This window comes from Curtobacterium sp. AB7 (assembly GCF_044909335.1).
Taxonomy (GTDB): Bacteria; Actinomycetota; Actinomycetes; order Actinomycetales; family Microbacteriaceae; genus Curtobacterium.
On sequence record NZ_JBIYED010000001.1, the window covers coordinates 690,104 to 711,622 of the forward strand.

At 70.3% G+C, this 21,519-nt stretch carries 19 protein-coding genes; 11 read left to right on the forward strand and 8 right to left on the reverse strand.

What is annotated here, in order from left to right; genetic code table 11:
• Positions 1–54: 54 nt before the first annotated feature.
• The 5 genes from ABH929_RS03490 (at position 55) to ABH929_RS03510 (ending at position 6,461) form a co-directional block, all read left to right on the forward strand.
• Entirely contained in the window at positions 55–1,851 is a 1,797-nt protein-coding gene (locus ABH929_RS03490) for a peptide ABC transporter substrate-binding protein (RefSeq protein ID WP_404560111.1), read from the forward strand.
• A 93-nt stretch (positions 1,852–1,944) separates the two neighbouring features.
• A complete protein-coding gene (locus ABH929_RS03495) occupies positions 1,945–2,904 on the forward strand; it encodes an ABC transporter permease (protein ID WP_404560112.1) in 960 nt (319 codons plus the stop codon).
• Positions 2,905–2,959: 55 nt separating this feature from the next.
• Positions 2,960–3,853, forward strand: coding sequence for an ABC transporter permease (locus tag ABH929_RS03500; protein ID WP_111085912.1), 894 nt, complete (start codon positions 2,960–2,962; stop codon positions 3,851–3,853).
• Complete coding sequence (locus ABH929_RS03505; RefSeq protein ID WP_263091188.1) at positions 3,853–5,541, forward strand: ABC transporter ATP-binding protein; 1,689 nt, start codon at positions 3,853–3,855, stop codon at positions 5,539–5,541. Before ABH929_RS03500 ends, ABH929_RS03505 begins: the two co-directional genes overlap by 1 nt.
• Positions 5,538–6,461: an ROK family protein gene (locus tag ABH929_RS03510; protein WP_404560113.1), complete on the forward strand. Its 924-nt coding sequence runs from the start codon at positions 5,538–5,540 to the stop codon at positions 6,459–6,461. The genes ABH929_RS03505 and ABH929_RS03510 overlap by 4 nt, the downstream gene beginning before the upstream one ends.
• A 23-nt stretch (positions 6,462–6,484) precedes the next feature.
• Here ABH929_RS03510 and ABH929_RS03515 read toward each other — a convergent pair whose 3' ends face one another.
• Positions 6,485–7,207 (reverse strand): hypothetical protein, encoded by a 723-nt coding sequence (locus tag ABH929_RS03515; protein ID WP_404560114.1) that lies wholly within the window; start codon positions 7,205–7,207, stop codon positions 6,485–6,487.
• A gap of 122 nt (positions 7,208–7,329) precedes the next feature.
• Here ABH929_RS03515 and ABH929_RS03520 point away from each other — a divergent pair, with 122 nt between their 5' ends.
• Both ABH929_RS03520 and ABH929_RS03525 read left to right on the forward strand, forming a co-directional pair.
• On the forward strand, positions 7,330–8,616 hold the full coding sequence (locus ABH929_RS03520; protein ID WP_404560115.1) for a HupE/UreJ family protein: 1,287 nt from the start codon (positions 7,330–7,332) through the stop codon (positions 8,614–8,616).
• 93 nt (positions 8,617–8,709) lie between these two features.
• Positions 8,710–10,848: an Ig-like domain repeat protein gene (locus ABH929_RS03525; protein ID WP_404560116.1), complete on the forward strand. Its 2,139-nt coding sequence runs from the start codon at positions 8,710–8,712 to the stop codon at positions 10,846–10,848.
• A 57-nt stretch (positions 10,849–10,905) separates the two neighbouring features.
• Here the strand turns inward: ABH929_RS03525 and ABH929_RS03530 are convergent, their stop codons facing one another.
• On the reverse strand, positions 10,906–11,223 hold the full coding sequence (locus ABH929_RS03530; protein ID WP_404560117.1) for a hypothetical protein: 318 nt from the start codon (positions 11,221–11,223) through the stop codon (positions 10,906–10,908).
• A 134-nt stretch (positions 11,224–11,357) separates the two neighbouring features.
• Here ABH929_RS03530 and ABH929_RS03535 point away from each other — a divergent pair, with 134 nt between their 5' ends.
• The gene (locus ABH929_RS03535; protein ID WP_404560118.1) at positions 11,358–12,089 is read left to right on the forward strand and encodes a S1 family peptidase; all 732 of its coding nucleotides are present in this window, start codon (positions 11,358–11,360) and stop codon (positions 12,087–12,089) included.
• A gap of 96 nt (positions 12,090–12,185) precedes the next feature.
• Here the strand turns inward: ABH929_RS03535 and ABH929_RS03540 are convergent, their stop codons facing one another.
• Together ABH929_RS03540 and ABH929_RS03545 are read right to left on the reverse strand one after the other, a co-directional pair.
• Positions 12,186–13,019, reverse strand: coding sequence for a family 16 glycosylhydrolase (locus ABH929_RS03540; protein WP_404560119.1), 834 nt, complete (start codon positions 13,017–13,019; stop codon positions 12,186–12,188).
• A gap of 17 nt (positions 13,020–13,036) precedes the next feature.
• A complete protein-coding gene (locus ABH929_RS03545) occupies positions 13,037–14,803 on the reverse strand; it encodes a hypothetical protein (protein WP_194673814.1) in 1,767 nt (588 codons plus the stop codon).
• A 187-nt stretch (positions 14,804–14,990) separates the two neighbouring features.
• On the opposite strand from ABH929_RS03545, the gene ABH929_RS03550 reads away from it, so the two are divergent.
• Positions 14,991–15,878 carry an SDR family oxidoreductase gene (locus tag ABH929_RS03550; RefSeq protein ID WP_404560120.1) on the forward strand — a complete coding sequence of 296 codons (888 nt, stop codon included), beginning with the start codon at positions 14,991–14,993 and terminating at the stop codon, positions 15,876–15,878.
• Between the two features lie 17 nt (positions 15,879–15,895).
• Complete coding sequence (locus ABH929_RS03555) at positions 15,896–16,195, forward strand: Dabb family protein (protein ID WP_404560121.1); 300 nt, start codon at positions 15,896–15,898, stop codon at positions 16,193–16,195.
• 21 nt (positions 16,196–16,216) lie between these two features.
• On the opposite strand, the gene ABH929_RS03560 is transcribed toward ABH929_RS03555, so the two are convergent.
• The 3 genes from ABH929_RS03560 to ABH929_RS03570 all read right to left on the reverse strand — a co-directional run bounded on the left by ABH929_RS03560 (position 16,217) and on the right by ABH929_RS03570 (position 18,878).
• On the reverse strand, positions 16,217–16,411 hold the full coding sequence (locus ABH929_RS03560; protein WP_404560122.1) for a hypothetical protein: 195 nt from the start codon (positions 16,409–16,411) through the stop codon (positions 16,217–16,219).
• A 1-nt stretch (position 16,412) separates the two neighbouring features.
• Positions 16,413–17,894 carry a putative Ig domain-containing protein gene (locus ABH929_RS03565; RefSeq protein ID WP_404560123.1) on the reverse strand — a complete coding sequence of 494 codons (1,482 nt, stop codon included), beginning with the start codon at positions 17,892–17,894 and terminating at the stop codon, positions 16,413–16,415.
• A 141-nt stretch (positions 17,895–18,035) separates the two neighbouring features.
• Positions 18,036–18,878: a helix-turn-helix transcriptional regulator gene (locus tag ABH929_RS03570; RefSeq protein ID WP_404560124.1), complete on the reverse strand. Its 843-nt coding sequence runs from the start codon at positions 18,876–18,878 to the stop codon at positions 18,036–18,038.
• Positions 18,879–18,979: 101 nt separating this feature from the next.
• Here ABH929_RS03570 and ABH929_RS03575 point away from each other — a divergent pair, with 101 nt between their 5' ends.
• Complete coding sequence (locus ABH929_RS03575) at positions 18,980–19,663, forward strand: SDR family NAD(P)-dependent oxidoreductase (protein WP_404560125.1); 684 nt, start codon at positions 18,980–18,982, stop codon at positions 19,661–19,663.
• Between the two features lie 66 nt (positions 19,664–19,729).
• Here the strand turns inward: ABH929_RS03575 and poxB are convergent, their stop codons facing one another.
• Positions 19,730–21,454 carry a ubiquinone-dependent pyruvate dehydrogenase gene (gene poxB, locus ABH929_RS03580; RefSeq protein WP_205463627.1) on the reverse strand — a complete coding sequence of 575 codons (1,725 nt, stop codon included), beginning with the start codon at positions 21,452–21,454 and terminating at the stop codon, positions 19,730–19,732.
• Between the last annotated feature and the right edge of the window lie 65 nt (positions 21,455–21,519).

The following is a 21,519-nucleotide window of genomic DNA, read 5'->3' on the forward strand; positions in this document are numbered from 1 at the left end:
CGCTCGGCACGCGTGCTCCACCTCCCCAGAACTCCCACGCACCAGGAGACACACATGACCAAGCCCCGCCGCTGGGCGCTCCTCACCGGAGCAGCGATCGCCGTGAGCGCCCTGCTCGCCGGATGTTCCGGGGGCGGTTCCCCCACCTCGAACGCGAACCCGGACGAGATCGACTACGCCCTCCCCGCGAACTTCACGCCCAACTGGATCCTGCCGATCGGCACCGCCGCGCACCTCAACACGAACAACGGCTCCATCGCGCAGTCGCTGTACGAGCCGCTCGTCGCGTACGACGGCTCCACCGGCAAGATCGCGTGGAACAAGGACGGTTCCGTCGCCACGGACGCGAAGTTCGCCGACGACGGCAAGAGCGTCGAGATCACCCTCGGTGACCGGCACTGGTCCGACGGCGAGGCGATCACGAGCCGTGACGTCGAGTTCTGGTTCAACCTGATCAAGGCGAACAAGGACCAGTGGGGCTCGTACTCGAAGGGCAAGGCGCCGGACAACTGGACCGCTTTCAAGACCGTCGACGACACCCACTTCACGATCACGTTCGACAAGGCGTACAACTCGGACTGGATGCTCGCCAACCAGCTGAGCCACATCATCCCGCTGCCGCAGCACGCCTGGGACAAGACGAGCGCGAGCGCGAAGGTCACCGACGCCGACGAGACCACCGCCGGCGCGAAGCAGGTCTGGAAGTACCTGAACACCGCGGCCGGCAAGATCTCCGACTACGCCACCGACGACCTGTGGAAGACCATCTCCGGGCCCTACGGCGTCAAGACCTTCACCACGGCCGGCAAGGTCACCCTGACGGCGAACACGAAGTACGACGGTGGCGAGAAGCCCTCGATCACGACCGTCAACCTGCTGCCGTTCACGACGGCCGACGCCGAGGTGAACGCGGTCCGTTCCGGCGAGGTCGACTACGGCTACATCAACGCCACGGACACGGACCAGGAGTCCTCGTTCACGGCGAAGGGCTACGAGGTCGAGCCGTGGACCGGCTGGGCCATCACCTACATGCCGTACAACTTCAACAACCCGGACATGGGCGCCGTCTTCAAGCAGCTGTACGCCCGCCAGGCCGTGCAGATGTCGATCGACCAGAAGTCGCTGTCGAAGGTCGTCTTCAACGGCACCGCCACCTCGACCTACGGCCCGATCCCGCAGGCGCAGGAGTCGGACTACGTCTCCGACGTGCAGAAGGACAACCCGTACCCGTTCAGCACGTCGAAGGCCAAGGAGCTGCTGACCAGCCACGGTTGGGAGGAGCAGGGCGGCACGATGGTCTGCACCGACCCCGGCACGTCGGCGGATCAGTGCGGCGAGGGCGTGCAGGACGGCACGAAGTTCACCATGAACGTGCTGTCGCAGTCCGGTTCGACCGTGACCGACAACATGATGAGCGCGATCCAGTCCTCACTCGCGAAGACCGGCATCGGCTTCACCATCAAGACCGCGCCGGTGTCGAGCGTCCTGTCGCAGACCCCGACGTGCACGAGCGACGAGGCCAGCTGTGACTGGGACCTGTCGTTCTTCGGCACCGCGGGCAGCTGGTACTTCCCCGCCTACCCGACCGGTGAGTCGCTCTTCCAGACCGGTGGTTCGGCGAACTTCGGCAGCTACTCGAACAAGCAGGTCGACGACCTCATCGACGCGACCACCACCTCGACCGACGCCACCGCCGTGCAGGACTACAGCGCAGCGGTCGCGAAGGACCTGCCGGTGATCTGGCTGCCGAGCCCCGACTACCAGATCTCGGTCGTCAAGAAGGGCCTGTCCGGGTTCGACCAGGACTCGCTCGCCAACTTCCACCCGGCCCAGTGGAAGTGGACCAAGTAGGAACGTGACCACGGACGGGAGGCGCGGTGTGCGCCCGACGCGCACCGCGCCTCCCGTCCGCTCCGACGCAACAACCCAGACGACGGAAGCCGCATGACCACAGTCCTCTACCTCACCAGGCGCGTCCTGCAGGCGCTCGCGGTGATCCTCATCGTCACGATCGTGGTGTTCTGCCTGCTGCACGCGCTGCCCGGCGGACCCGCCCGCGGTGTCCTCGGCGTCTCCGCGACGCCCGCGCAGATCACCGCGTTCAACCAGGCGCAGGGACTCGACCAGGCCCTGCCGGTGCAGTACCTGCGGTTCCTCGGCCGCCTGCTCACCGGTGACCTCGGCACCTCGTACACGCTCAACGAACCGGTGTCACAGCTCATCGCCGAGCGCCTGCCGAAGACCCTCGTCCTCACCGGCATCTCCGCCGTCCTCGGCCTCGTCGTCGCGATCCCGGTCGGCATGCTCCAGGCCGCACGCCGCAACGGCGCGGTCGACTACGCCGCCACCGCGCTGGCCTTCGTCTTCTACTCGACACCGGCCTTCTTCCTCGGCCTCGTCCTGATCATCGTGTTCAGCCAGCAGCTGCCGTGGCTGCCGTCGCAGGCGCCGAGTGGCAACACGCTCGCCGAGGTGTTCCAGGACCCCGCCGGGCTCGTCCTGCCCGTCGTCACCGGAGCGCTCGCGATGATCGCCGTGTTCAGCCGGTACATGCGGGCATCGACCCTCGAGAACCTGCAGGAGGACTACGTCCGCACCGCGCGCGCCGGTGGTGCCTCGACGATGACGATCCTGCGCCGGCACGTGTTCCGGAACTCGCTGACGCCCGTCGTCGCGATGCTCGGCTACTACCTGCCCGTGCTGTTCGGCGGTGCCCTCGTCACGGAGCAGCTGTACAACTACCCCGGCATGGGGCTCCTGTTCTGGAACGCGGCGCAGTCGTCGGACTACCCGACGCTGCTCGGCTGCGTCCTCGTCATCTCCATCGCGACCGTCATCGGCACCCTGGTCGCCGACGTCGCCCAGTCCCTCATCGATCCCCGAGTGAAGGCGGACCGCGCATGAGCGCCACGTCAGTCATCGACACTGCGTCCACCCATGACGTGAAGGCGGACCGCGCATGAGCGCCGTACAACTGGCACCCGAAGCACCGGGCGCTCCCGTCACCGTCGCGGCCACCGGGTTCCGGCTCGCCGCCCGCCGGTTCCGCGGCAACACGCTCGCCGTGATCGGCCTGGCCGTGATCGTCGTCATCGTCCTGTTCTGCTTCGTCGGACCGTTCCTGTACCCGACCGACCAGACCCACACCCTGCTCGAGCAGGCCAACCAGGGACCGAGCGCCGCACACTGGCTCGGCACCGACGCCGTCGGCCACGACGTGCTCGGCCGGTTGATGTACGGCGGCAAGGTCTCGCTCATGGTCGGCATCGCCGCCGGGGTCCTGGCCACCGTCGTCGGCACCCTCTGGGGTTCCGTCGCGGGCTACGTCGGCGGCTGGGTCGACGCGCTGATGATGCGCGTCGTCGACGCGGGCATCGCGATCCCGGCGCTGTTCATCCTGCTCGTCATCTCGGCCATCACGACCCCCGGTGTCGCCGGGCTCATCCTGATCCTCGGGCTGGTCTCGTGGCTGGTGCCGTCCCGCCTGATCCGCGCCGAGACCCTGACGCTGAAGAACCGCGACTACGTGCTCACCCTGCGCGCGATCGGCGGCTCGCACGCCCGCGCCATCGGCAAGCACCTGCTGCCGAACTCGGTGTCCACGATCGTCGTCGCCGCCACCTTCCAGGTCGCCGACGCGATCCTGCTCGTCGCCTACGTCTCGTACCTCGGGCTCGGCGTGCAGCCGCCCGCGACGGACTGGGGCGGCATGCTCTCGGCGGGACTCACCGCCGCGTACTCCGGACGCTGGTGGCTCATCGTGCCGCCGGGCCTGGCCGTGATCCTGATCGTCTGCGCGTTCAACGCCGTGGGCGACGGACTCCGGGACGCCTTCGACGTGAGGGGCCGCTGATGACCACCGAACCGATCCTGCGAACGACCGACCTCGGCGTCTCGTTCAGCACCGAGTCCGGCACCGTGTCGGCCGTCCGGGGCGTGTCCCTGACGGTCGCGCCGGGTGAGACGCTCGCCCTGGTCGGCGAGTCCGGCTCCGGCAAGTCCACGGTGGCGCTCGCCGCGATGGGCCTGCTCTCCGGCAACGCGACGGCGACGGGCAGCGCGCTCGTCGCCGGTCACGAGGTCGTCGGCGCGTCCGAGCCGTCGCTCCGTGCACTGCGGGGCTCGACCGTCTCGATGGTCTTCCAGGAGCCCGCGACGGCCCTCGACCCGCTCACCCGGGTCGGTGCGCAGATCGCCGAGGTGATCCGGAACCACCGAACGGTCACCGCCGCGCAGGCCGCGGCCGAGGCCGTCGACCTGCTCCGTCGCGTCGGGATCCCGTCGCCGGAGCAGCGGGCCCGGTCGTTCCCGTTCCAGCTGTCCGGCGGGCAACGCCAGCGCGTGGTGATCGCGATGGCGATCGCGAACTCGCCGAAGCTGCTCATCGCGGACGAGCCGACGACCGCCCTCGACGTGACCGTGCAGGCCGAGATCCTCGAACTGCTCCGGAAGCTCGCCGTCGACACCGGCACGGGCGTGCTGCTCGTGACGCACAACATGGGCGTCGTCGCGGACTTCGCGGACCGCGTCGCGGTCATGCTGCAGGGCGAGATCGTCGAGACCGGCAGCGTCGAGGACGTCCTGCTCCGTCCGGAGCACGAGTACACGAAGCGGCTGCTCGCCGCGGTGCCACGGCTCGACGTGGCGGGCGACCGTCCCGCCGCTCCCGTCGACACGGGGTCCGCTGACGCGGCAGCCGGGAGGCCCGGTGCGGCCCCGGTGGTCGACCTGCGGGACGTCACGGTGACGTTCGGGCGCGGGGCGCGCGCCGTCCACGCGTTGCAGGGGATCGACATCGCCGTGCACGCGGGCGAGACGGTCGGCCTGGTCGGCGAGTCCGGCTCCGGCAAGTCCACCGCGGCCCGGGTGGCGCTCGGGCTCGTCAAGCCGACGTCCGGCACGGTGTCGCTGTTCGGGCAGGACCTGCGCAGCGCCCGTGGTCGTGATCGACGGGCGCTCCGGTCCGGCATCGGCGTCGTGCTGCAGGACCCGGTGGCCTCGCTCGACGCCCGGATGTCCGTGGCGGAGTGCATCGCCGAACCGCTCGCCGTGCACCGCCGTGGGATGTCGTCGGCGGACCGGCGTCGCCGGATCGACGAGGTGCTCGACGCCGTCCGGTTGCCGCGGTCGCTCGCGTCGCGTGCACCCCGCGAGCTCTCGGGCGGCCAGCGCCAGCGGGTCTCCCTCGCCCGTGCCCTGGTGCTCGAGCCGCGGTTGCTCGTCGCCGACGAACCGACCTCGGCGCTCGACGTCAGCGTGCAGGAGACCGTGCTCGAGGTCCTCGGTGAACTGCAGGACGACCTGGGCTTCGCGTGCCTGTTCGTCTCGCACGACCTGGCCGTCGTGCAGCACTTCGCCGAGCGCGTCGTGGTGATGCGCCAGGGCGTCGTCGAGGAGCAGGGCACCACCGGCACGACGCTGCTGCACCCCACGACCGACTACACCCGACGCCTGCTCGCCGCCGTCCCCGTGCCGGACCCCGTCCTGCAACGGCAGCGCCGGACCGAGCGCCTCGCCTCGCTCGCGGCGGTGACCGCGTGACCCGGGTGATCGCCGGCGTCGACGTCGGCGGCACGAACACCAAGGTCGTCCTGACGACCCCGGACCTCGAGGTCATCGACCGCGTCGACCTGCCGACGCCCGCCCACGCGGGCGGGGCGGCGATCGTGACGGCCGCCGTCGGGGCGGTGACGGGCCTGCTCGTCCGGCACCGGGCCTCCTTGACGGGTGTCGGGGTGGGCGCGGCCGGCGTGGTCGACGCGGCCACGGGCACCGTCCTGGTGACGGGCAACTCGTTCACCGGCTGGGCCGGTTACGGCGTGACCCGCGCGGTCAACGACGCCCTCGGCGTGCCGGCGACGCTCGACAACGACGTGAACGCGTTCCTGCTCGGCGAGATCGCCACGGGTGCCGTCGCGGGGGAGTCCGACGTGCTCGGGATGACCCTCGGCACCGGGGTCGGCGGTGCGTTCGTACTCGGCGGACGGCTGTTCGCGGGGCCGCGCGGCGCCGCCGGCGAGATCGGCCACGTGCCGGGATTCGGCGACGCGCTGTGCACCTGCGGACAGGTCGGACACCTCGAGACCATCGCGGGCGCGCGGGGCATCGCCGACCGGTACGCCGAACGATCCGGCCGACGGCTGTCGGCGCGCGACGTCGCCGTCGCCGCACGGGCCGGTGACACGGACGCCGCTGCCGTCTTCCAGGTCGCGGGGTGGGGACTGGCGCGCGCCGCCCTGCTCACCGCGGGGATCCTCGACGTCACGACGATCGTGATCGGCGGCGGCATCGCGCGGTCGTGGGACCTGCTCGAACCGGCCATCACCGCGGCGATCGCGGCCGAGCCGCCGGTGAGCGGTGCGACGATCCGGCTGGCGCAGTCGACCCTCGGGTCGGACGCCGTGGCGCTCGGTGCCGCGTCGCAGGTGCGCGCGCTCGTGCTCGAAGCCGAGCCGGCGTAGCGGCGGACCGGGGACGGCTCGGGTCAGCGCACCCAGACGACGATGCCGCGCAGGTCGTGCAGCACCGCCGCGAGCCCCGCACGGAGTGCGCGGTCGGCACGGTCCTCGGTGAAGGTGGACGGGTCGTAGTGGCTCGACGGCCCGAGCCCTTCGCCGCGGAAGCCGCCGCCGGTCCAGTCCGCGGCCGTCACGTTCGACGTCGGCTCGGCGATCTCGGCGCCGACCACCAGGAACTGCTGGTGCAGCGCCGACGGCGACACCGCGGCGAGCGGGTCGACCATGTGGTTGCCGACACTGATCACCAGGTCGGACCGCTCGTCGACCGCCCGGGTGACCGCCGCGATCCGGTCGTCAGCGTCCGTCGCCGACACCCTCGTGACGGTGACGTCCTCGTCCGCCGCCCACGACGTGACGGCGTCGAGCAGGGTCCGGGTCGGGGCGTCGTCGGCGTCGCCGGCGTCCGACAGGAGCACGACGTCGTAGCCGTCGGGGGCGTGCACCCCGGACCACGAACCGGGCTCCGGGTGGATGGTGGCCTCGGGTGCCGGCGGCTGCGTCGGGTCGGAGAAGCCCGCGCCGAGGCCACCGGCCGTGGCGTGCGCCGTCGCCGACGTACCGGTGCCGGCGTCGGCTCGTGCGTCGGTCCCGCCGGGCGTCGCCGAGCACCCGGCCAGCAGGGCGGCGCCGGTGCCGACGAGGGCGACGGCGGTCAGCAGGACGGTCGTCCGAGCAGCGAGGCGGGTCACTGCGACATCGAAACACGACGGTGCGCCGCACCGGGCCGGCTCCGGCGGCTGTCCGACGCCTGTCCCTCTGCTGGTCACCACCTGTTCACCTGCCGGTCGCTCGAGAGCCGGATCGTCTGCGTGTGCCTTCCGGAACCCCCGTCGCGCTGGTGCGCGCCCGCCCTGCCAGCCCTGTCCGTCCGTCCGGCCCGTCCGCGCTGGTCGCCGCCGCGCTCCTGCTGCTCGGCGTGGTCGTCGTCGGCGTGCTGGCCGGGGCGGCACCGGCGTCGGCGCACGGCTTCAGCTCGGTGGTCTACGCGAAGGTGACGTCGACGGGGCCCACGGTGGTGCACGCGGAGCTCGGGCTCGAGTACGACCTGATGCTCGTGTCGGTCGCCACGAGCGAGCACGACGACGCGTTCCACACGCAGGGGCAGGCGGCCTGGGACGACGGCGACTTCCCCGGGATGGTGTCGGCGGCCGAGGCGCACACCGACGCGCTCGGGAAGTACGTCGTCGACCGCTTCTCGGTGACGGGGGCCGGCGGGCAGCGCTGCACGGCCGTGCTCGGGAAGACGGTGACGGTCGACCTGCAGGACGAGGTGCCGTACGCCCACGTGGCCGCGGACTTCACCTGCCCGGAGCCGTCGGAGACGCAGACCGGACACGTGGTGACGTCGCGGCTCTTCCCGGACAGCGAGTCCTTCGTCCGGGACACCAAGACGATCGTCACCTACGACGTCGACGCGAAGCAGGGATCGGCGACGCTCGACGCCTCGCAGCCGTCGTTCTCGACCGAACAGTCGGCCGGGCAGCGCTTCTGGGAGTTCTTCCGCCTCGGTGCCGAGCACCTGCTGACCGGGATCGACCACATCCTGTTCCTCGTCGCGCTCATCGCCGGGTCACGGCGCCTGCGCGAGGTGGTCTACACCGCGTCGGCGTTCACGATCGCGCACTCGATCACGTTCATCCTCGCCGCGCTCGGGGTGGTGAGCCCGCCCGCGATCGTCGTCGAGCCGCTCATCGCCCTGTCCATCGCCGCCGTGGCCGGCTGGTACCTGTGGCGGCTCTGGCGGCGCCGGTCGCGGGCCGACGAGCTCGTGGTCGGTGGACACGGGCACTTCTCGCTGGACCGGGCCGGCTGGACGCGCCTGGCCGTCGTGTTCGCGTTCGGGCTCATCCACGGACTCGGGTTCGCCGGGGCGCTGGGCATCCACGAGGCGTTCTCGTGGCAGCTGCTCGTGTCGCTCCTCGTCTTCAACGTCGGCATCGAGGCGGTGCAGCTCGCGATCATCGTCATCGTCTTCCCGCCGCTGTCCCTCCTGCGTCGGAAGGCCCACCGGGTCTCGGTCTGGGTCACCGGGGTCGTGACCGCCGGGGTGTTCGTGATGGGGATGATCTGGTTCGTCGAGCGGCTCGCAGCGGGATGACCACGACTTGTCACTCAGCGTTTACCAAGACGTTTCGCAGTGCATGCAGAGTCTTCCGTGCTGCACCATCCCACGTCTGAGAAACGGACCACCATGAGTCTCCTGTCCGGCGCCACCACACGGCGCAGAACCACCACCCTCCGCGTGTGCGGAGCCGTCGTCGGGGCCGCGCTCATCGCCGGTGCCTCGATGGTCGGCACGAACGTCGCCTCCGCCGCGACGAACACCCCCACCACCAACATCTCCACCGGCGGCCCGATCCACATCCTGCTGGGCGTCGGTGCCACCGAGAGCCAGCGCATCGCCTCGTGGTACTTCCCGACGAACGTCGCGCAGTCGCTCGAGATCCAGAAGACCGCGTCGATGACCGACGGCGTCTTCACCGACGCCAAGTCGACGATCGCCGCGTCGAAGGCCGCGAACACCGCAGTCGACACGAGCACGACGGACTCGAACACGAAGAGCATCGACGGCATCGCCGCCGAGTCGGGCTACATCAACGCCCACGCCACGATCTCGGACCTCGAGCCGAACACCTCGTACACCTACCACGTCGGTGCGGCGGACGGATCGGCCTGGTCGGCGTCGTACACGTTCACCACGAAGAGCTTCTCCGGCGACTTCGACTTCCTGTTCTTCGGTGACCCGCAGATCGGTTCGTCGGGCTACGTCGACGACGACGGCGCGGGTTGGGCCGACACGCTGAAGTACGCCACGACGACCGAGCCGGACGCCGAGCTCCTGGTCTCCGGTGGCGACCAGATCGAGCACGCCAACAACGAGTACGAGTGGGGTGCGTTCGCCGACAGCAGCGACGTCCTCAAGCGCTACCCGTGGGCCTCGACCATCGGCAACCACGACGTCGGCGGCAAGGCGTACGAGCAGCACAACCAGGTGCCGAACTCGCTCAAGGTGCCGGACTTCTACCCGGGCGGCAACACCACCGCGAACTCGGGTGGCGACTACTGGTACATGTACAAGGGCGTCCTGTTCATCGACATCAACTCCAATGCCTACGCGGCTGGTTCGGACGCTGCCCACGTGAACTACGTGCGCGACGTCATCACCCGCTACGGCGACGACGCGAAGTGGACCACGCTGGTCTACCACCACTCGATCTACTCGCCGGCCGACCACGCGAACGACAAGGACAACCAGCAGCGCCGGTTCGACTTCACGCGTGCGTTCTCCGACATGGGCGTCGACCTCGTCCTGCAGGGTCACGACCACTCCTACTCGCGGAGCTACGCGATCAAGAACGGCAAGAAGGCCAACGTCAACGAGCAGCCTGCAGCTCCCGAGGTCTTCTCCGGCCCCGGCGGCGTCATCTACATGACGGCCAACTCGGCGTCCGGCTCGAAGTACTACGACCTGACCGCTCCGGACGCCACCCAGAGCGGCTACGGCGCAGACCCGCTCGACCCGACGGGCAAGCGCCACTGGGCCAACTCGGTCGAGAACCAGGAGCACGTCCGCTCCTTCGTCAAGGTCTCGGTCACCGACGAGAAGCTCTCGGTGCAGGACATCCGCGCCGGCGACTGCACCACGCTCAACTCGGCGGTCCAGCACGGCAACGTCGACAGCTGCGGCGTGACGCTCCAGCCGACCGCCACCGCCGACCCGGCTGCGATCGGTTCGACCGTCGACCAGTTCGACCTGCACGCCACGCTGCCGGCGACCACCACCACGCTCGCGGTCTCCGCCGCGTCGCAGCCGTACAAGACGGCCAAGCCCGTCACGGTCACCGCGACCATCGCCGGTGGCATCGGCAAGCAGCAGGGCACGCTGACGGTCTCGGACGGCAAGAAGGTCCTCGGCACCGTCCCCGTCAAGAACAGCACCGCCACCATGACGCTCCCGAGTGCCCTGGCCATCGGCAAGCACTCGCTCACGGCCAAGTTCGTCAACGCGGACTCGACGTTCTCCGGCACGGACTCGGCGACCGCGAAGGCCGTCACCGTCACCGTCACGAAGGCCCCGTCCCACACGGCGCTCAAGTACAGCCGTGGCAAGGCGACCGTGGAGGTCAAGGCCACGGGCTTCACCGTGAACGGCACCGCGCGGATCTACCAGGGCACCAAGCGCCTGGCGACCGTCACCGTCAAGAACGGCAAGGTCACCTCGGCGCTCACGCTGAAGAAGAAGGGCACGCACAAGCTGCACGCCGTCTTCGCCGGCACCAGCACCCTGGCGACGAGCACCAGCCCGGTGCAGTCGATCGTCATCAAGTAGCACCAGTGCACCGAGCGAGGGCCCCACGACTCCGGTCGCGGGGCCCTCGTGCGTCCCTCAGCGCTGTGCGATCGTGAACGCCCAGCCCGCGACCGGTGCTGCGACGAGGGCGACTCCGACGGCGATCAGCCACACGCGGTGCTCGCGCGCGTACGCACCGCAGGCAGCGAGGACGACGATCGCCACGGGCGTGCCGAGCACGGCTACCACCGCGAGGCTCAAGAAGGCGGACATGTCCTGCGCGAACCACAGCAGGAGGCTCGACAGTGCGACGGCCGATCCGACGACCGAGCCGATCACCGCGACCGCCGCCGCTCGCGCACCACGCCCCGTGTCGTCGTCCACCGTGCGTTCCTGGCCCCCGTCGTTCCCCATGTCCCGAGTGTGACAGCGCTGACGACGGCCCGTCCGCCGAAGTGCGGACTGGTGCGGCCCCCGAACGAGGGTCAAGATGCTGACCAGTTGCACAACGCAACGGGTCAGGTGCTTCCCCCGACAGAGGAGTCGTCATGAAGAAGTCCATCGCAGCCGCGTTCGCCGCCGCGGCCGTCATCACCGCGGGCGTGTTCGCCGCGTCACCCGCCTCGGCCCTGCCGGCCAGCACGAAGGTCGTCGGTGGCGAGAAGGCCCCCACCACCTCGTGGGCGGTCCAGCTCGAGGCCTCGGGTGGCTCCATCCCGTCCGGCTACGTCAGCAACTGCACCGGCGAGCAGATCAACGCCTCGTGGATCCTCACCGCCCGCCACTGCATCGACGGCATCGGTGCGATGAACGTCTACCACTCGAACTCGACCACCAACCGGGGCACCGCCGTCGCCGTCGACCGCGTCTCCGCAGCACCGGCAGGCGACATCGCGCTCGTGCACCTGCGGACCGCCTACTCGCTGTCCACGTACGCCCCGCTCGACCTCACCGCGACCGCCAAGTCGACCGGCACCGGCACCATCCAGGGGTACGGCCTGCGCGCGAACGCCACCCAGTCCGACGGGCTCTACCAGGCCACCGTCTCGCTCACCGGCGCGAGCACCGACGCCTACAGCGGTCGTGCCCAGCACCTCACCGGCGTGACCGGCGCCTCGAACCACGGCGACTCCGGCGGCCCCCTGCTCGTGAACGGCAAGGTCGTCGCCGTCTGCTCGACCGGTGACAGCGCCGACCCCGGTGCCGACACCAAGGCCGGCTCGAACTACGCCCTGCTGTCGCAGGCCTCGTCCTGGATCAAGACCACGGCGGGCGTCTGAACCAACAGGCGGACGGGAGGCCCGTGGCGACGTCGCCACGGGCCTCCCGTCCGTCATCAGCCGCGTCCAGAGCGGCTGGTCGCCCCCCCCGCTGGGTCAGGAGTTGTCGATCACGCGGACGAAGTCGATCTTCATCTGCTGCGGGAACTGCGTCGTGCCGTCCGGGTACCCGGGCCAGCTGCCGCCGACGGCGAGGTTCAGCACGATGAAGAACGGCTTGTCGAAGACCCACGGGTTGCCACCCGTGTCGGCCGGCGTGACCGTCTTGTAGGCGACACCGTCGACCGACCAGGTGATCGATGCGGGCTTCCAATCGACCGCGAACGTGTGGAACGTGTCCGCGAACGACCACCCCTGTGGGTGCTGGTAGCTCGACGTGATGCCCTGGCCGCCGGAGTACCCGGGCCCATGGACCGTGCCGTGCACCGTCGCCGGCTCGTACCCGACGTTCTCCATCACGTCGACCTCGCCGGAGTTCGGCCAGCCGACCTGGGGCAGGTCGGAGCCGAGCATCCAGAACGCCGGCCAGATGCCCTGGCCGCGCGGGATCTGGATCCGGGCCTCGACGCGGCCGTACCGGGGCGTGTACTTGCCCTGCGTCGTGAGTCGGGCGCTGGTGTACGAACCGTCGGCCTCGCGCTTCGCCGTGATGACCAGGTTGCCCTGCCCGTCGAGCGCCGAGTTGTCGCGCGAGTCCGTGTAGTCCTCGAGCTCGTTGTTGCCCCAGCCGCCGCCTCCGGTCTCGTTCGTCCAGGCCGATCGATCCGGTGCGCTGCCCGCGGCTCCGTCGAAGTCCTGCGACCAGACCACGTCGCCGCTCGCGGCGTTCGCGGGGTCCGCTCCCTGCAGGACGGGGCCCGCCCCGAGTGCGAGGGCCGCCGCTCCGGCGACCGTGAGAGCGACCAGTCGCCGCTTCCGAGTGGTGTGCATCATCGGTCCTCCCGGGATCAGTTGTACGAGGCGACGCGGTTCGGGGCGGTGTTGCCAGCCGGTGTCGGCACCGCACCACCGACGCCGTTGATGACGCTCGAGATGGTGCCGGTGTCGCCGAGCGAGACCGTGACCAGGCCGTGCGCTCGGACGCCGGCGGTCTGCGGGACCTCGAACGCGCGGTCGGCGTGCACCGCGGGGTTCGTGTTGAAGAAGCAGTAGACGCCGCCGCCCCAGATCTCGTGGCTCGTCACGTTCGCGGCGACCTTGTACGCGGCGTAGCCGGCGCCCGTCGGGCTCTGCCACGAGGCGTTGTCGGGCACGTCGTAGGGCATCTCGTTCTGGAAGAAGATCGTCTTGCCGTTGTTGCCGTTCCACTGCACTTCGTACTTCTGGTAATGCTCGACGAACAGCCCGGTGGCGAGGACGTCGTTGCCGTTCACCTCGACGCCGGTCGCGCCGGTGTTCACGGTCCATCCGGTCGGCGCGCCGCCGTGGTCCGCGCGCCAGGCCCAGATGTGGTCGATGAGCGTGTCGTCGGCGTTCACCTGCAGCGTGGTCGAGGCCTTGCCCTGCACGCTCGAGCCGACGCGGAAGAAGACGTCCTGGATGCTCTGCGGGTCGCCGGCGTGGTCGACGTGCGACCCTGACGTGCCGAGGCGGACGAGCTGCGCGCTGTTCTGGGTCCCGGCATCGACGACGAGGTTCGAGACGTTCACCCCGGCGACGTCGGTCGAGGTCAGGACGGCGTTGCCCTTGGTCGGCACGAGCGTCGGGAACCCGATGCCCGTCACGACGGTGTCCGCCCGGGTAACGTTGATCGCCGCGTCGAGCTGGTAGGTCCCCGGGGTGAAGAACAGGTTCAGCCCCTGGGCCAGCGCGCCGTTGATCGTCGCCGCCGAGTCGCCCGGGTGGGCGACGTAGAAGTTCCGCATCGGGATGTCGGTGCCGCCGGTGTTCGGCCACGTGACGCCGCTCGAGTTCTGCCGCAGCGACGGGACGAACACGTGGTACTTGTTCGACGAGTCGACGTACAGGTACGGCTTCTCCCGTGTCGTCGGGGTGGTTGCGAGCGTGGTGTAGCTCTTCGAGAAGTCGTTCGCGGGGGCGCCGTTCACGCCCGAGAACGTCATGTTCCAGTTGCCGCCCTGCCACGAACCGATCGTCGAGTTCCGGGTGTACCACTGCTGCTGCGACCCGGACGTCACGGTGCCGTCGACCTTGGTGTCGGCGATGTAGCCGCCTGACGAGTACCCCTGGCCACCGTCCTGGTTCGACGGTCCCATCGTCAGGTTCCCCTTGATGTGCACCCGACGCATCGGCGCGGCCTGCGAGACCGCCCACCGGTCGGTGCCGCCCTCTGGCACGATCGCCACGTTCTCGACCGACCGCCAGAAGTTCTGCGTCGCGTTCTTCTCGTCCCCGGCGTTCCATCCGGAATCGACGTTCACGGCACCGTTGATGGTCACGTCGTCGGGGTTCTTCCCCAGCCCGGCGACCGATGTGTAGAAGCCCAGGTTCGCCCAGACGCGGCCGTAGTTGCCGGGCTTGAACAGGAACGCGTACCGCTGCGTGCCGAACTGCGCGCTCGTGCTGCGGAGCTGACCGGTGAAGGCGGCGTCGACGTCGGCCTGGATGGTCGACGCGGGCACCGAGGGGTCGTAGATCTTGACGTTGCTCCCGAAGTCCGGGGTGTCGCTCGTCGTGACCGCCTGGGCGGAGATCGCGGGGACGAGGGCCCCCACGACACCGGCGCTCAACGCGATCGCGACGAGTTGCTTCATCCGTCGTTGCATGATGCTCGATTCGTCATCGTGCGGCGTCGTTGCCACACGGAACAGACCGTAGACCTGTCGGAGCGCGCAGACAGTCGGACGAAATGGGGACCAGTGGCGGTCCCTGTTCGCAGCGGACCGACCCCGGCGCACGACGCTGAACGCGCGTCCACGCGCGACGACGACAGTGGAACGCATGAGCCAGTACGACAAGCGCGATCCGAACACCCTCTACCCGGCCCCGCCGTACCCGGAGCAGGAGCAGTCGCTGCCGGGTGCCGCGTGGAAGATGGACCCGAAGCCCGACCACGGCGAGGAGAGCTACGTCGGCCGGGAGCGGCTGACCGGCTACCGCGGCATCGTCACCGGCGCCGACTCCGGCATCGGTCGCGCCGCCGCCATCGCCCTCTCGCGTGAGGGCGCCGACCTGGTGCTGTCCTACCTGCCGGACGAGCAGGAGGACGCCGAACAGGTGCGCGACCTGCTCGAGTCAGAGGGACGTCGCGCCGTGCTCTTCCCCGGGGACATCTCCGACGAGCAGTACTGCACGGACCTGGTGCAGAAGGGCGTCGACGAGTTCGGCGGTCTCGACACCCTGGTCATGGTCGCCGGCCGCATGGACAGCAACGAGGACATCCTGACCCTCGACACGTCGATGTTCGACTCGACGTTCAAGACCAACATCTACTCGCTGTTCTGGCTGACCAAGGCAGCGGTGCCGCACCTCGAGCCGGGCTCCACGATCGTGACGACCGGTTCGATCCAGGCATCGACGCCCTCCGCCGACAAGATCGACTACGCCGTGTCGAAGGGTGCGATCAAGCTCTTCACCGAGGCCGTCGCCCAGCAGCTCGCGCCGAAGGGCATCCGCGTGAACTCCGTCGCCCCCGGACCGGTGTGGACGCCGCTGCAGCCGGGCTCCGACGACGCTGAGACGGTGTCGCACTTCGGCGAGACGTCGCCGTTCGGCCGCCCCGGACAGCCCGCCGAGCTCGGTGCCGCGTACGTGCACCTGGTGAGCCCGGAGTCGAGCTACCAGTCGGGGTCGACGATCACGATCGCCGGTGGAACGCCCGCGTTCTGAGTCTCGGAGGTACTGACATGTCCGCAGTGACGCACACCGTGCTGGTGGCGTGGGACGGGGCCGACCGGTCCTCCGACGCTTCGGCGCTTTCGCGTGAGCACCTGCCACGGATCGACGGTGTCGAGTCTGTGCAGTCGGGGACGAGCGTGAGCACCGAGGGGCTCGAAGGCGGGTTCCACTGGATGCTCGTGGTCCGGTTCCGCGACCGTGCGGCGCTCGCCGGGTACCTGCCGCACCCGGAGCACCGGCCGGTGGCGGAGTTCATCGGTGGTGCGAGTGCGCGGGTCGTGGTGTTCGACGTCGAGGACGCCGCGTAGCCGGCAGCGCCTCCGTCCGGATCAGCGCCGGTCGATCGTGCTGACGATCATGCCGGTGCACACGAACAGGATGCCGCCGACGAACGCCGACGCTCCGACCACGGCACCTCCGACGCCACCGAGGATCAACGCCGCGATCGCACCCATCACGGCCAGGGGTACGCCGACCAGGTAGGCGACGAGCGCGGCTTCGGGGATGAGCTTCTTCGCCCCCACGTCAGTGCTGCTTCCGGCGACGGGAGGCCTGCAGCGCGATGACCGCTGCTCCGGTGACGGCGAGCCCGCCGGCCCAGGGGAGCAGGTGCATCGCGTCGGAGCCCGTGTAGGCGAGTTCGCCCGTGGTGGCGGTCGGGGTGGCGACCGTGCCCGTGGGGGAGACAGCCAGAGCCGCGGTGGGCTGGACCACGACCGTGAAGGCGGTCGCGAACCCGCTCGAGGCGACCTCGAGGGAGTGCGTCGACGCCTCGGGGAACGTGACGTCGGTCGCGACCCACGGATCGCGGCTCGGCGTGATGACGTCGGAAGGGTGATCCGAGGTCACCGTGAACGGCACCGGGTAGCCGTCGGCGTCGTCGACCTCGTTGCCGAAGCGGTCGACCAGGTGGCCGCTGACGAGCAGGGTCCCGCCCTGGTCGATGGTGGGCTGGCCGCCCTCGAACCCGACCCCGAACCCGGTGTACCCACCGTCGGGCTGACGGGTGGTCTCGTTCTCGAACGTCCAGACGGTACCGTCGCGTTCGATGACCCAGCTGGTGGAGTGCGCGGTGAGGAAGGTGTCCTTGTCCTCCGCGGTGACCTCCACGCCGAGCGGTGCGGCGGCGTCGATCGTGATGTTGACGTACTGCGATGCGGTCGTGGTGCCGCTCGTCGCCACGATGCGGAACGCGTAGGTGCCGGAGTAGCGGGGCGTCCCGGAGAGCGCGCCGGTGGTGTGGTCCAGGGACAGGCCGTACGGCAGGTACCCGGATTCGTCACCATCGTCCTCGCTCGCGTACGGATCGTCGAGCGAGTAGTACGCAGCCGAGTACGTCGGTGCGGGGAAGCCCTCGGCGGCGAACGTGTGGGTGAAACGCTCACCGGCGACCGCGGAGAACGTGATCGGGTCGTCTTCGGTCGAGGCCTCCGGGAAGGCCGCCTCCTGCGTGACGACGGCCGTCGTGGTCGTCGCGGACTCGTCGGTGTCGCTGGTGATCGTGACGCGGATGGTCTTGCCGGCGTCCGAGGCAGCGACGACGTACGAGTCGGTGGTGGTCGGCAGGATCGCGTCGCCGCTGGCCCACGTGTAGGTCAGCTCGCCGGTGAAGTCGTGTCCGACCGCCGTGAGCGTGCTGCCGACGGTCGCGTGCCCGGTGATCGTCGCGGCCAGTTCTGCTGCGACGGGCGCGGTGGGATCGGGGGTCGCAGTCGCGGCCGGCGTGCTGACCGGCAGGGACGGTTCCGCGGCGGGATCAGCTGTCGCCTCGGCCGTCGGCGTGGCCGTCGCCCCGGGAACCGGCGGAGCCGACTCGTCAGCGCCGTCGGCCGTGCTGTCAGTGCCCTGCGCCGGGGACGCGGTCGCGGTCGTCGTCGGTGCGACGGGCTGCTCGTCGGCGAAGGCGGTCGTGGCCGTCAACGCGCCGAAGCCGGTGCTCAGACCGATGACGGCGATGGTCGCGCCGATCGCGCAGGCGCGTCGAAGTGTTGCAGTGCTGTGCTGCACGGGTGGTCCCCTCGGGTGTGCAGTCCGGCAGGAGACCGGACGTCTGAGATCGCCGGACACCGGCGCTCTCGGATCGTAGCCAACCTTGGGATGCGCTGTGGACCTCGTCGCGAGCATCCCCCACGAATTGGGGGCGAGTGCTCACTCCACCAACGACTGCGTCCCGAGCACGATCGCCAGCGCCAAGCGCTCGGCGTCCACCGACCCCGGCACCGCCGTGTACGCCAGGATCCGCAGGTCCTCCGGCCCGACCACCAGGGTGTCGCAGTCGAGCGTGATGCGCCCGACGTCGGGGTGGTCGATCACCTTGCGGCGGGCCGTCTCGCCCAGGGTCGTCGCACCCGAGTCCCACAGCTCGACGAACCGCGGGCTCGCCGCCCGCAGGTCGCGCACGAGCTGCTGCAACTGCCGGTCGAGCGGGTAGCGGGCCGCGGTCATGCGGAGTCCGGCGACCAGGTTCTCCTCGAACGCCGCCTGTTCCGCGGGTGTGTGCACGGCGCGGCTGCCGGCACCGACCAGGTGCCGCCATGCGGTGTTCCGCTCGTTCCCACGCATCCCGCCGATCGGCCCCATCAGGGCCTCGTGCGGAGCGTTCGCGACGAGCAGGTTCCCGGCGGCGTCGAGCACCGCGACCGGGGTGTCCGCCAGCCGGTCGAGCAGCCGCTGCACGCTCGGCGGGATCCGCGACGGCACGACGTCCGCACCCGGGGTGGCATGCCCGGCGAGCCGGTACAGCAGCTCGCGTTCGGCATCCGAGACCCGGAGGGCACGTGTCAGGGCCTCGACCACCTGGGCGGACGGCGACGTCGCGCGTCCCTGCTCCAGGCGGGTCAGGTAGTCGGCGGAGATCCCCGCGAGCCCCGCGAGTTCCTCGCGCCGCAGCCCCGCCGCCCGACGGCGCGGCCCGACGGTCATGCCGGCAGCGGCGGGGGTGACGTGGTCGCGGAGCCGTCGCAGGGTGTGCCCGAAGTCCGTGTCCGCCATGCCCCCAGTCTGCGCGCACGTCGCGGCCGCGTCCTGGCCCCGTCAGTCCTACGACAACCGGGCGACTCCCTGCCGACTGCGTCGAGCGTGACGCTGGACCCATGACAACGACACTCATCACCGGCGCCACCCGTGGCCTCGGCAAGGAAACCGCCCGCCAGCTCGTCGCAGCCGGCCACACCGTCTGGATCGGCGCTCGCGACGCCGACCAGGGAGCGGCCGTCGCCGCCGAGATCGGCGCACGCCCCGTCCAGCTCGACGTCCGCGACGACGACTCGGTCGCCGCAGCCTTCGCGCACATCGACGCGAACGGCGGCCTGGACGTCCTGGTCAACAACGCCGGCATCGCGATGTGGGGTCTGAACGGGCCGGACGCGCTCGCCGTCTTCGACACGAACGCCGTCGGCATCGTCCGCACGACCGAGGCCGCGCTGCCGATCCTGCGCCGATCGGAGCGCCCCCTCGTCGTCAACGTCGGGAGCGCGCTCGGCTCGTTCACGGCGGTCCACGACCCGGACAGCGCGGCGTCGACCGTGCAGGCCGCGGTCTACGGCGCGAGCAAGTCGGCCGTCTCGATGCTCACGGTGCAGTACGCCCGCATCGCACCCGAGGTGCGCTTCGTGGTCCTCGAGCCCGGCTACACGGCGACCGAGCTCGGCGGGGTGCCGAACCCGCACGGTCGCCCCGTCGAGGTGAGCGCGGCGACCGTCGCGGCCGCCGCGAGCGTGGGCCCGGAGGGCCCGACCGGCGTGTTCCTGGAGGACGGCCAGCCGCTCGGGTGGTGACGTCGTCGATGCCGGGAGGCACGGTGCCAGCTGACACCGTGCCTCCCGTCCGCCGTGCGGTCGCGTCTACAGCAGCTGGCGCGCGTTGGTCGACGCGAGGTCCAGCAGCTCGTCGCCGCGTCCGGACAACACCGTGCGGATGGCGTAGAGCGTGAAGCCCTTCGCCTGCTCGAGCGTGACCGCCGGGGGCATCGACAGCTCCTGCCGGTTCGCGCGCACCGAGACGAGCGCGGGGCCGTCGTGCGCGAGCGCGGCGGCCATCGCGTCCTCGAAGTCGTCGGACACGTCGACCTTGAAGCCCTTGATGCCGATCGCCTCGGCGACCGCGGCGAAGTCCGGGTTCTGCAGCTCCGTGCCGTAGTTCACGAACCCGGCGGCCTTCATCTCGAGCTCGACGAAGTTCAGCGACGAGTTGTCGAACACGACGATCTTCACCGGCAGCTTGTTCTGCACGATCGTGATGAGCTCGCCGAGCAGCATCGTCAGACCGCCGTCACCCGCGAGGGCGATCACCTGGCGGTCCGGGAACGCCGTCTGCGCACCGATCGCCTGCGGAACGGCGTTCGCCATCGTGCCGTGCACGAACGAGCCGATCAGACGACGCTTGCCGTTCATCGTGAGGTAGCGCGACGCCCACACCACGGGGGAGCCGACGTCCGGGATGAACACGGCGTCGTCTGCAGCGATCCGGTCGAGCACACGAGCGACGTACTGCGGGTGCAGCGGCTTCTTCCGGCCGGCTGGGACGGCCAGGTCGTCGAGCTTCTCGCGGGTCTTCCGGTAGTGCTTCAGGGCGTTGTCGAGGTGCGTCGTCGGGTGCGAACCGGTCAGCAGCGGGATGAGCGCGAGCGCGGTGTCCTTCACGGTGCCGACCAGGCCGATGTCGACGGGGTGCCGCCGGCCGAGCTGCGACCCGCGGATGTCGACCTGCACGTGCTTCGCCTTGGCGGGGAAGAACTGCTGGTAGGGGAAGTCGGTGCCGAGCATGAGCACGACGTCGGCGTCCTCCATCGCGCGGTACCCGGACGCGAAACCGAGCAGGCCCGTCATGCCGACGTCGTAGGGGTTGTCCCACTCGATGTGCTCCTTGCCGCGCAGGGCGTGCACGATCGGGGCCTGCAGACGCTCGGCCAGCGCGATGACCTCGTCGTGCGCCCCGGCGACGCCGGCACCGGCCAGGATCGTGACCTTGTCGGCACCGTTCAGCAGCTCGGCGGTGCGGAGCAGCTCGGCCTCGCTCGGCACGATGCGGGGCGTCGTGCGCTCGATGCGGGTGGTGCGGTCGTCCTTCGCCTCGGCGAGCAGGACATCGCCGGGGATCACGAGCACCGCGACCCCGCGCTTCTCGACGGCCTCGCGCATCGCGATCTCGAGCAGGCGGGGCATCTGGGTCGGGTCGGCGACGTACTCGACGTAGACCGAGCACTCGCGGAAAAGCTCCTGCGGGTGGGTCTCCTGGAAGTAGCCGGAGCCGATTTCCGCCGTGGGGATGTGCGCGGCGATCGCGAGGACCGGGACGCGCGACCGGTTGGCGTCGAACAGGCCGTTGACCAGGTGCAGGTTGCCGGGGCCGCAGCTGCCGGCGCAGACCGCGAGCTCGCCGGTCAGTTCGGCCTCGGCGCTCGCGGCGAAGGCGGCGGCCTCCTCGTGGCGGACGTGCTCCCACCGGATCGTGCCGTCCTTGCGCAGCGCGTCGGTGAAGCCGTTGAGGGAGTCCCCCGGCAGGCCGTAGACGCGGGCGACGTCGTTCTTGCGGAGGGTGGCGACGATGTTCTCGGCAACGGTTGGCATGCCTCCTGTCTACTCGCGGGCGGCTGCGCTGAGTGCTTTCAGAGGCTCGCGGGGCCCTCGGTCGG